This window comes from Actinocorallia lasiicapitis (assembly GCF_054778695.1).
Genome location: NZ_BAAGZI010000212.1, coordinates 1 through 9,949, shown reverse-complemented (window position 1 = coordinate 9,949; position 9,949 = coordinate 1). Strand labels below are relative to the sequence as shown.

Genomic DNA, 9,949 nt, shown 5'->3' with positions numbered 1-9,949 from the left:
GCCCGGCGCGGTCCTGTCGGCCGACGCCGAGAACCGCGGGCTGGCCGGGGAGATCGCGCGCTGCCTCGCCGAACTGATGAGCGTGGACGCCGCGACGGTCTGCCTGCTGCTCGGCGAGGGCACCGGGGGAGCGGCCCTCGCCCTGCTCCCCGCCGACCGGGTGCTGTGCACCGAGAGCGGCTGGCTGTCGCCGCTGCCGCCCGAAGGCGCCTCGGTGATCGTCCACCGGACCCAGGACCGGGCCGCCGAGATGGCCGAGGCACAGGGCATCGCCGCCGCCGACCTGCTGGCGGCGGGCATCGTCGACTGGATCGTCCCCGACGAGCCCGTGGCCCTCGTCGGCGAGCTGGAGACGGCGCTGCTGGCCGCCGCCTCGCTCCCGCCAGGCGACCGGCTCACCGCACGCTCCGCCCGGTTCGTCCCCGTCAGAGGCGGCGGTGCTCCAGGGCGGGGATGAGGGCGCGGACCTTGCCGGTGAGCGTGAGATCCGCGGCCAGGGTCCGGACGGTCGGGAACGGCCCGAGGTCGGTGACGACCGTGCCCATCGGGTCGATGAGCTGGCTGCGGCCGACTCCCGTGCGGGCGCCTGCGGGCGGGTCGGTGCGGTCGGGCGCCTTGCCGACGGCCACCGTCCAGATCGTGTTCTCGATGGCGCGGGCCCGGATCAGGGTCGTCCAGTGCTCCTCCTTGAAGGGGCCGGAGGCCCACGCCGCGGAGATCAGCAGCACCTCGGCGCCCTGGTCGACCAGGGCGCGGGCCAGTTCGGGGAAGCGCACGTCGTAGCAGGTCATCAGCCCGAGCCTGGTGCCGGCCAGATCGACGGTCACCGGCTCGTCGCCGGGCGCGACCACATCGGACTCGGCGAAGGCGTAGGCGTCGAACAGATGCATCTTCCGGTAGGAGCCGACCAGTTCGCCCGTCTCGGAGATCGCGACCAGGGTGTTGTGGACGCGCCCGTCGCCGGCCGGTTCGAACACGCCCGCCACCAGCGCGACGTTCCGTTCCCGCGCCAGTTCGCGCAGGCCCGTCACGAACGGGCCGTCCAGGGGTTCGGCGAAGTCGGCGAGCCGGTTGCCGAACCGCACCATCGTGGCCTCGGGGAAGACGGCGAGCTCGGCGCCCGGGCACTTGGCGAGCGCCGCCCTGACGGCCGCGAGGTTCTCGCGGGGATCGTCGCCGACCTCGATCTGGCACAGCCCGATACGCAACATGATCCCAGTCTGCCAGCCCCGCGCCCGGTAGGCCGTGTCTTATGGATCTTGTCCGTAGCGAGCGGCGTCCAGGTGCGTGCCTCGGGGGTGCGGAGGAGGGAGCCAGCCTGGTTTGGCTGGTGACCGACGACAAGCCCTCGAGGTGCGTGCCTGGACGCCGCGCAGTAGGACTGAAGATTCATAAGACACGGCCTAAGCTGGGGGCTGTGGACGAACCTCTGGTGGCGCGGATGCGGGGCTTCGGGACGACGATCTTCGCCGAGATGTCGGCGCTGGCCGCACGGACCGGCGCGATCAATCTCGGGCAGGGCTTCCCCGACGAGGACGGCCCCGCCGCGCTCCTCGACGAGGCGATCGCCGCGATCCGCGGCGGCGGCAACCAGTACCCGCCCGGGATCGGCCTGCCGGTGCTCCGCGAGGCCGTCGCCGCCCAGCGCGCCGCCCGATACGGCCTGGACTACGACCCCGACACCGAAATCCTGATCACGGTCGGCGCCACCGAGGCGATCGCGGCGGCCGTCCTGGCGCTGACGGGCCCCGGCGACGAGGTGATCGCGTTCGAACCGTTCTACGACTCCTACGCCGCCACCGTCGCCCTGTCCGGCGCGCGGCTCCGCCCGGTGACGCTCCGCCCGTCGCACGGCAGGTTCACCTTCGACCCAGCCGAGCTGCGCGCCGCGATCACCCCGGCGACCAGGGCGATCCTGGTCAACTCCCCGCACAACCCCTGCGGGACGGTCTTCACCGCCGGCGAACTCCGGCAGATCGCCGAGCTCTGCGTCGAACACGACCTGGTCGCGATCACCGACGAGGTGTACGAGTATCTGACGTTCGACGACTCCGTCCACCGGCCGCTCGCCGCCTTCCCAGGGATGCGCGAGCGCACCGTCTCGATCTCCTCGGCGGGCAAGACCTTCTCGGTGACGGGCTGGAAGACCGGCTGGGTCTGCGCGCCCGCCCGGTATGTGACGGCCGTCAAGACCGTCAAGCAGTTCCTCACCTATGTGGGTTCGGGCCCGTGGCAGAGCGCCGTCGCCTACGGGCTGGCGCACGAGCTCGGCTGGGTCTCCTCGCTCCGCAAGACCCTCCAGGCCAAACGCGACCGGCTGGTCGACGGGCTGGAAGCGGCCGGTTTCACGGCGTTCCGCCCGGAGGGCACCTACTTCGTGCAGGCCGATATCCGGCCGCTCGGCCACACCGACGGGCTGTCCCTGGCCCGCGCGCTGCCCGAACTGGCCGGTGTGGTGTGCGTCCCTACCCAGGTGTTCTACGCCGACCCGGCACGTGGCGCCCACTACGTCCGCTTCGCCTTCTGCAAGAAGGACGAGGTCATCGACGCCGCCGTCACTCGCCTCGCCGCCCTCTGACCGGGAACGAGTGTCCACAACGGCACTCTCCGTGACGCGTTTTGGATATACCCTGCCGGACGTGGCAGGACCGACGATCGCGCAACCTCAGTTCCCCGACGACGACGGGAACGCCGACCCCCGGCTGGCGGCCGCCCTCGCGGCGTACGCGGCGGGACGGGCCGGCGAGCACGGGGTGATCAGCGAGCTGTACGACAGCAGGCTGCTGGTGCCGATCGTCGCCGTGCTCAACGAGTCGGAGCTGGTCGACGGGCTGCGCCGGGAGAAGGAGTCCGACATGGCGCTCCCCATGCTGGTCGGCGAGGACGGCCGGCGTGGCGTGCTCGGCTTCACCTCCATGCGCACTATGAAGCGGTGGAATCCCGACGCACGCCCGGTGCCCGTCCACGCCCGCGACGCCTGCAAGGCCGCCCTCGACGAGAAGGCCGACGCCCTGGTCGTCGATGTGGCGGGGCCGATCCCGTTCGCCGTGGACGGGGTGCGGCTGCATCTGCTGGCCGAGGGCGAGCCGATCCCGCCGCTGCACGAGGACCCCGACATCCTGGCCGCGATCGAGGCGGCCTTCAGCCCCGAACACGACGTCACCGGCGTGCGGGTGGGCCCCGGCACGGGCGCCGAACTCTCGGTCAGGTTCGTGATCGCGCCCGGCGCGGACGAGCAGGCGGCGATCCGGCGGGTCGGCGACCGGCTCGCGGACGTGCTGCGCGGCCGGATCGTCGGCGGCATCGAACTCGGGGCCGTCCGCCGCTAGGGTTCGCCCATGGAGACCACCCCCCGGGATCCCTGGTTCGACCCCGTCCGCGCGCGGCCGGTTCTGACGGCGGTGCTGGCGGTCGCGGTCTGCGCGCTGCTCACCGTGCGTCTCGGCCCGGCCGCGGAGCTGCCCGCGTTCCTGGCCGTCGGGGTGCTCGGCTCGGTCCTGTCGGTGATCGACGTGGCGCTCAAACGGCTGCCCGACCCGCTCACCGGCACCGCGGCCGTCGCGGCGTTCGCGGTGCTGGCCGTCGCCGATCCGGGACGGCTCAAGTACGCGGTGTTCGGCGCGCTGGCCCTGTTCGCGTTCTACGGGATCCAGTGGTTCGTGATGCCGTCGCAGATCGGGTTCGGCGACGTCAAGCTGGCCGTCTCGCTGGGTCTGCTGCTCGGCTGGCTCGGGCTGCCCGCCTGGATCGGCGGGGTGTTCGCGATCCATCTGCTGGGCGGGGCGTGGGCGCTCGGGATGATCGTCGCCCGGCGCGGCGGGCGGGGCGCGAGCCTTCCGTTCGGGCCGGTCATGGCGGCCGGGACCCTGGTGTCGGTCCTGATCTACGGCTGACCCCGTCTCGCCCAGTGGACGCCGTGGACGCCGCACGGCCCCGGGATGGAAGAATTACCAGCATGTTGCGCTGGTTGACCGCTGGAGAATCGCACGGCCCCGCCCTGGTCGCGATCGTTGAGGGTATGCCCGCCGGAGTCCGCGTCACGTCCGCGGACATCGCCGAGGGGCTGCGCCGCCGCCGTCTCGGCCACGGCCGCGGCGCCCGGATGAAGTTCGAACAGGACAAGGTGACGATCACCGGGGGCATCCGGCACGGCCAGACCCTCGGCGGCCCCGTCGCCATCGAGGTCGGCAACACCGAGTGGCCGAAGTGGGAGACCGTGATGTCGCCCGACCCGGTCGACCCCGAGCTGCTGGCCGCCCAGGCGCGCAACGCGCCGCTGTCGCGGCCCCGTCCCGGCCACGCCGATCTCGCGGGCATCCAGAAGTACGGCTTCGACGACGCCCGGCCGATCCTGGAGCGGGCGAGCGCCCGTGAGACGGCCGCCCGGGTGGCGCTCGGCGAGGTCGCCAAGGCGTTCCTGCGGCAGACCCTCGGCGTCGAGGTGTTCAGCCATGTGATCTCGCTCGGCACCGTCGAGGTCCCGGCCGACGCTCCGCTGCCGACGCCCGAGGACCTCGCCGCGATCGACGAGAGCCCGGCCCGCTGCTTCCACGCCGAGACCGACGCGGCCATGGTCGCCCATGTCGACGAGCTGAAGAGGGCGGGCGACACCATCGGCGGCGTCGTCGAGGTGCTGGCCTACGGCCTGCCGCCGGGCCTCGGCAGCCACGTCCACTGGGACAGGCGGCTGGACTCCCGGCTCGCCGGGATCCTCATGGGCATCCAGGCGATCAAGGGCGTCGCGGTCGGCGACGGGTTCGAGACGGCCAGGCGGCCCGGCTCCCAGGCCCACGACGAGATCGACAACACCCCCGACGGGGTGCGCCGCCGGACCAACCGGGCGGGCGGCATCGAAGGCGGCATGACCACCGGCGAGGTGCTGCGGGTCAGCGCCGCGATGAAGCCGATCTCCACGGTCCCGCGCCAGCTCGACACCATCGACGTGCTGACCGGCGAGCCCGCCAAGGCCATCAACCAGCGCAGCGACGTGACGGCCGTCCCGGCGGCGGGCGTCGTCGCCGAGGCGATGGTGGCGCTCTGCCTGGCCGACGCCGTGCTGGAGAAGTTCGGCGGCGACCACGTCGAGGAGACCGCCCGCAACGCCCGCGCCTACCTGCAGTCCCTGGTGGTGAAGTAGCGATGGCTCCGGTGGCGGTCGTCATCGGCCCGCCCGGCTCGGGCAAGACCACGATCGGCACGGGCCTCGCCGAGGCCCTGGACGTCCCGTTCCGGGACACCGACGCCGACGTCGAGCTGCTGGCCGGCAAACCGATCAGTGACATCTTCATCGACGACGGCGAGCAGGCGTTCCGCGCCCTGGAGCGGCAGGCCGTCGCCGAGGCGCTCACCGCGCACGCCGGGGTGCTGGCGCTGGGCGGCGGCGCGATCCTCGACCCCGCGACCCAGCGGCTGCTCGAAGACCACCAGGTCGTCTATCTGGAGGTCTCGCTGGCCGAGGCCGTCAAACGGGTCGGCCTGAACTCCGCGCGCCCGCTGCTGGTCAACAGCCCGCGGTCGGTGCTGCGCAAACTGCTCGATGAGCGCCTGCCGATCTACCAGCGGCTCGCCAAGATCACTGCGGTCACCACCGACCGCGCCCCGCAGGAGGTCGTCGACGACCTCGCCGCGGCCCTGCGCTGACGATGGAGGCAAGCCAGATGACCGCCAGCCGGATCACCGTCCACGGGGACGCGCCGTACGACGTCGTGATCGGTACCGGGATCCTCGGCGAACTGCCGGGGCTCGTGGGCGACAGGGCGCGCAGCGTCGCGGTCGTGCACCCCGAGGGTCTGCCGGAGATCGCCCGGCCCGTCATCGGGGTGCTGGAGCAGGCCGGGCATCTCGTCCACGCGTTCCCGGTGCCCGACGGGGAGGCCTGCAAGGACGTCGCGGTGCTGGCCGGGCTCTGGTCGGGGTTCGCGGCGGCCGGGATCACCCGCACCGACGCGGTCGTCGGGGTGGGCGGCGGCGCCGCCACCGATCTGGCCGGGTTCGCGGCGGCGTCCTGGCTGCGGGGCGTGCGCTGCGTGCTGGTGCCGACGACCCTGCTGGCCATGGTCGACGCGGCCGTCGGCGGCAAGACCGGGATCAACATCCCCGAGGGCAAGAACCTGGTGGGCGCGTTCGCGCCGCCCGCCGGGGTGCTCTGCGATCTGACCACGCTGGTCACCGTGCCCCGCCAGGACTACATCTCCGGCCTCGCCGAGACGATCAAGGCCGGGTTCATCCGCGACCCGCGCATCCTCGACCTGGTCGAGGCCGACCCCGAGGGCGCCGCCCACCCGGACGGCCCGCACACCCGCGAACTGGTCGAACGGGCCGTCCAGGTGAAGGCCGACGTGGTCGGCGCCGACCTCAAGGAGGCCGGGCTCCGCGAGATCCTCAACTACGGCCACACCCTCGCCCACGCGATCGAGAAGGCCGAGGACTACCGGTTCCGGCACGGCCACGCCGTCGCGATCGGCTGTGTCTACGCCGCCGAACTGGCCCGCCTCGACGGCCGGATCGACGACTCCCTCGTGGAGCGGCACCGCGCGGTGTTCTCCTCGGTCGGCCTGCCCGTCTCCTACGGGATCGAGACCTGGGACGAGCTGCGCGCCACCATGAACGTCGACAAGAAGACGCGCGGCGCCACCCTGCGCTTCGTGGTCCTGGACAAGCTCGGCGAATGCGGCCGCCTGACCGGCCCGTCCGAGGAACTCCTGCGCGACGCCTTCACCCGCGTCGCCCGCTAGGGCTCAGCCGGACGGTTTGAGCGCCGCGTAGACGACGGCCTCGAGTTCGACCGCCACCTCGTCCAGGGTCGTGGTGTCGCGCCTGGCCCGGCAGAGGATGGTCGCGCCTTCCACCGAGGCGACGATCAGGGTGGCCAGCCGCGCCGCGCGGTTCGGGGTGATCCCGCCCGCGACCAGGGCGAGCGCCAGCGCGTTCTGCCAGCGCTGGAACGCCTCGGCGGCCGCGGCGGCGAGCTGCGGCGCCTCCTCGTGTGACTCGATCGTGACGGCCGCGATCGGACAGCCCGCCTGGAAGTCGCTCTTCACCAGCACCTTCCGCCACCAGCCCACGAAGGCGAACACCGCGGCGATCGGGTCGCTCTCGTCGATGGCCGAGACGGTTCCGGCGGCCACGAAGTCGCCCGCGTAGCGCACGGCCTCCTCGGCGAGCTGGACCTTGCCGCCCGGGAAGTGGTGGTAGATCGAGCCGCGCGGCGCGCCGCTGTGCGCGATGACGTCGCGGAAGCCCGTCCCGCTGTAGCCGCGCTCGCGGAAGAGGTAGGCGGCGCTGCGCACCATGCGCTCCTTGGCTGTCACCCCCACATTATGACATTCGTCATATTGACGTCGCGCCGGACCGCCGCCACCCTCCCTATGACAGTCGTCATACCGCGTCCGGGGCGACCACCCCAGGAAGCGCTCCGGACCCGGATGACAAGCTGGAGGCGCGCGGCGCAGGCCCGCGCGCGGACATTCCCGGTGGAGGCGGCAATGACGATCAGCGTGGAGTGGACCGAGGGCAACGCCCTGGTCCTGCGGATGGACGACGGCGAGAACCGCTTCACCTGGGCCGCCGTCGAAGCCTGGAACAAGGCGCTGGACACCGTCGCCGAGGGCGACTACAGCGCCGAGCCCTGCGCCCTGATCACCACCGGCACCGGCAAGTTCTTCTCCAACGGCCTCGACCTGGACTCCCTCACCAAGGACCCGGCGCGGTCCGAGGAGTACCTCAAGTCCGTCATGGAGATCTTCGCGCGGCTGCTGGAGCTGCCCTTCCCGACGGTCGCCGCGATCAACGGGCACGCCTTCGCGGCGGGCGCGATGCTGGCCGTCGCCCACGATCAGCTGATCATGCGGGGCGACCGCGGCTGGCTCTGCCTGCCCGAGATCGACCTCGGACTGCCCTTCATGGCCGGGATGAACGCCCTGCTCAAGGCCCGCCTGCCCGGGCCGATCGCCCACGAGGCCATGCTGACCGGACGCCGCTACGTCGCGCCGGAACTGCTGGCCGCCGGGGTGATCCAGCAGGCCGTCCCCGAGGACGAGGTGCTGCCGGTGGCGCTCGCCGAGGGCCGCCGCCGCGCCGCCCACTCCGGCAAGACCCTCCAGACGATCCGCGCCGGCCTGTACGGAGACGTGATCAAGACACTGCGCGGCCCGCTGGGCGCGTCGCTCTGACGAACAACCTTCGAGGATGGGGAACCCACATGCGCATCGGAATGCCGCTCAGCTACTCGGGTGGATTCAAGGAGACCGTGGCCGAGCTGGCCGACTATGAGCGCGCCGGACTGGACATCGTCCACGTCGCCGAGGCCTACAGCTTCGACGGCGCCAGCCAGCTCGGGTACATCGCGGCCAAGACCGAGCGGCTGGAGATCGCCGCCGGGATCTTCAACATCTACTCGCGGACCCCGTCGCTGATCGCGATGACCGCCGCGGGCATCGACTACATCTCCGAGGGCCGGTTCACGCTGGGCCTCGGCGCGTCGGGCCCGCAGGTCATCGAGGGCTTCCACGGTGTGCCGTACCACGCGCCGCTCGGCCGCACCCGCGAGGTCGTCGAGATCTGCCGCGAGGTGTGGAAGCGCGAGAAGCCCCTGGAGTACAGCGGCAAGCACTACACGCTGCCGCTCCCGGCCGAGAAGGGCACCGGCCTCGGCAAGGCACTGAAGATCATCAATCACCCGGTCCGCAAGGACATCCCGATTGAGATCGCCGCGATCGGCCCGAAGAACGTCGAGCTGACCGCCGAGATCGCCGACGGCTGGCAGCCGATCTTCTTCCTGCCCGAGAAGTGCGACGAGGTGTGGGGCGACTCGCTCCGCGCGGGCTTCGCCAAGCGCTCGCCCGAGCTCGGCAAGGACTTCAACATCAACGCCCAGGCGTTCCTGGCCATCGGCGACGACGTCGAGGGCTTCCTGGAGTTCGGCCGTCCCATGGCCGCCCTCTACATCGGCGGCATGGGCGCCAAGGGCAAGAACTTCTACAACGACCTCTGCCGCCGCTACGGCTGGGAGAAGGAGGCCGAGGAGATCCAGGACCTCTACCTCGCCGGCAAGAAGCAGGAGGCCGCCGAGAAGGTGCCCTTCGAGCTGATCAAGAACATGTCGCTGATCGGCCCCGAGTCCTGGGTCAAGGAGCGCCTGGTCGCCATGAAGGCCGCCGGCGTCACCACGATCAACGTCAACCCGATCGCGGCCGACCACCAGGCCAAGCTCCAGCTCATCGAGAAGATCAAGACCCTGGTCGCCGACCTCTAACCCGCACAGGGACCACCAGAACGGCCGTGGCCTCCCCGCCACGGCCGTTCTCGTTCGGACGTCAGTAGCCGAGCGATTTCAGCCGTTCGACCATCCGCCGCGCGTCCTTGAGATGGTCGTCGAGGGTGGCCAGCTCGGGGCCCTCGTTACGGAAGTCGCCATAGATGACCAGGATCGGACCCCTGCGGACCAGGACTCCCTTCGATCGCTGGGGATGGACGGAGCGGGGGGTCTTCCAGGTGAACGCCAGGGCGGCGTCCCCGATCCCGGGGCGAGTGATCTTGATGCCCGGGCACCGCTCCGCATACCCCTTGATTTCGGCGAAGAACTCCTGAGCCGACTCCGGTGAGGGGAAATCCATCACCTGCTCGGCCCGAGCGGTCGAGGTCAGCTCGTTGCCGCCGATCTCGGGGTTGCCGTTGTAGCCCACGACCATGCCCGCGCTCCTCCCGAACGGATCCTCCTCCTCGTCGGTTCCGGCCCCGCACGTCGGAACATAAAGGGATCCGGTCCACTCGGCACTCGTGCTCCAGCGGTGCTGAGGATCCTTCTTCGGAACGTCGGCGGCGTAGAGCAGGTCCGACAGGCGCAGGGCACGCGGCCGGGACGCGGTGGGGCTCGCCGAGACCGTCGGCCCGACGACCGGCCCCCCGTCGGGGGCGGAGTCGCCCGGCAGGAGCAGGGCCACCGCGCCCG

12 protein-coding genes are annotated in these 9,949 nt (G+C 71.6%); 9 read left to right on the top strand and 3 right to left on the bottom strand.

Features of this window, described 5'->3' with window-relative positions:
- Nucleotides 1-457 (top strand): carboxyl transferase domain-containing protein (locus tag ACYVE7_RS21455; RefSeq protein ID WP_460366766.1); only part of this gene is annotated, 457 nt, incomplete at its 5' end.
- On the opposite strand, the gene ACYVE7_RS21450 is transcribed toward ACYVE7_RS21455, so the two are convergent.
- The gene (locus tag ACYVE7_RS21450) at nucleotides 426-1,211 is read right to left on the bottom strand and encodes a carbon-nitrogen hydrolase family protein (protein ID WP_460366765.1); all 786 of its coding nucleotides are present in this window, start codon (nucleotides 1,209-1,211) and stop codon (nucleotides 426-428) included. The genes ACYVE7_RS21455 and ACYVE7_RS21450 overlap by 32 nt on opposite strands.
- Before the next feature lie 206 nt (nucleotides 1,212-1,417).
- On the opposite strand from ACYVE7_RS21450, the gene ACYVE7_RS21445 reads away from it, so the two are divergent.
- From ACYVE7_RS21445 to aroB, 6 genes are all read left to right on the top strand, one after another.
- Nucleotides 1,418-2,578, top strand: coding sequence for a pyridoxal phosphate-dependent aminotransferase (locus tag ACYVE7_RS21445; RefSeq protein WP_460366764.1), 1,161 nt, complete (start codon nucleotides 1,418-1,420; stop codon nucleotides 2,576-2,578).
- 61 nt (nucleotides 2,579-2,639) lie between these two features.
- Nucleotides 2,640-3,329 carry an SseB family protein gene (locus ACYVE7_RS21440; RefSeq protein ID WP_460366763.1) on the top strand — a complete coding sequence of 230 codons (690 nt, stop codon included), beginning with the start codon at nucleotides 2,640-2,642 and terminating at the stop codon, nucleotides 3,327-3,329.
- Nucleotides 3,330-3,338: 9 nt separating this feature from the next.
- On the top strand, nucleotides 3,339-3,893 hold the full coding sequence (locus tag ACYVE7_RS21435) for a prepilin peptidase (protein ID WP_460366762.1): 555 nt from the start codon (nucleotides 3,339-3,341) through the stop codon (nucleotides 3,891-3,893).
- 62 nt (nucleotides 3,894-3,955) lie between these two features.
- Nucleotides 3,956-5,137 (top strand): chorismate synthase, encoded by a 1,182-nt coding sequence (gene aroC / locus ACYVE7_RS21430; protein ID WP_460366761.1) that lies wholly within the window; start codon nucleotides 3,956-3,958, stop codon nucleotides 5,135-5,137.
- 2 nt (nucleotides 5,138-5,139) lie between these two features.
- Entirely contained in the window at nucleotides 5,140-5,640 is a 501-nt protein-coding gene (locus ACYVE7_RS21425) for a shikimate kinase (protein ID WP_460366760.1), read from the top strand.
- A gap of 17 nt (nucleotides 5,641-5,657) precedes the next feature.
- Nucleotides 5,658-6,734, top strand: coding sequence for a 3-dehydroquinate synthase (aroB, locus tag ACYVE7_RS21420; protein ID WP_460366759.1), 1,077 nt, complete (start codon nucleotides 5,658-5,660; stop codon nucleotides 6,732-6,734).
- 3 nt (nucleotides 6,735-6,737) lie between these two features.
- Here aroB and ACYVE7_RS21415 read toward each other — a convergent pair whose 3' ends face one another.
- Nucleotides 6,738-7,310, bottom strand: a complete 573-nt coding sequence (locus ACYVE7_RS21415) for a TetR/AcrR family transcriptional regulator (protein ID WP_460366758.1) — start codon at nucleotides 7,308-7,310, stop codon at nucleotides 6,738-6,740.
- Between the two features lie 174 nt (nucleotides 7,311-7,484).
- Here ACYVE7_RS21415 and ACYVE7_RS21410 point away from each other — a divergent pair, with 174 nt between their 5' ends.
- Together ACYVE7_RS21410 and ACYVE7_RS21405 are read left to right on the top strand one after the other, a co-directional pair.
- On the top strand, nucleotides 7,485-8,171 hold the full coding sequence (locus ACYVE7_RS21410) for an enoyl-CoA hydratase/isomerase family protein (protein WP_460366757.1): 687 nt from the start codon (nucleotides 7,485-7,487) through the stop codon (nucleotides 8,169-8,171).
- A 29-nt stretch (nucleotides 8,172-8,200) separates the two neighbouring features.
- The gene (locus tag ACYVE7_RS21405) at nucleotides 8,201-9,253 is read left to right on the top strand and encodes an LLM class F420-dependent oxidoreductase (RefSeq protein WP_460366756.1); all 1,053 of its coding nucleotides are present in this window, start codon (nucleotides 8,201-8,203) and stop codon (nucleotides 9,251-9,253) included.
- A 61-nt stretch (nucleotides 9,254-9,314) separates the two neighbouring features.
- Here the strand turns inward: ACYVE7_RS21405 and ACYVE7_RS21400 are convergent.
- Nucleotides 9,315-9,949, bottom strand: a 635-nt coding sequence (locus tag ACYVE7_RS21400; RefSeq protein WP_460366755.1) for a hypothetical protein, incomplete at its 5' end; no start/stop codon positions are given.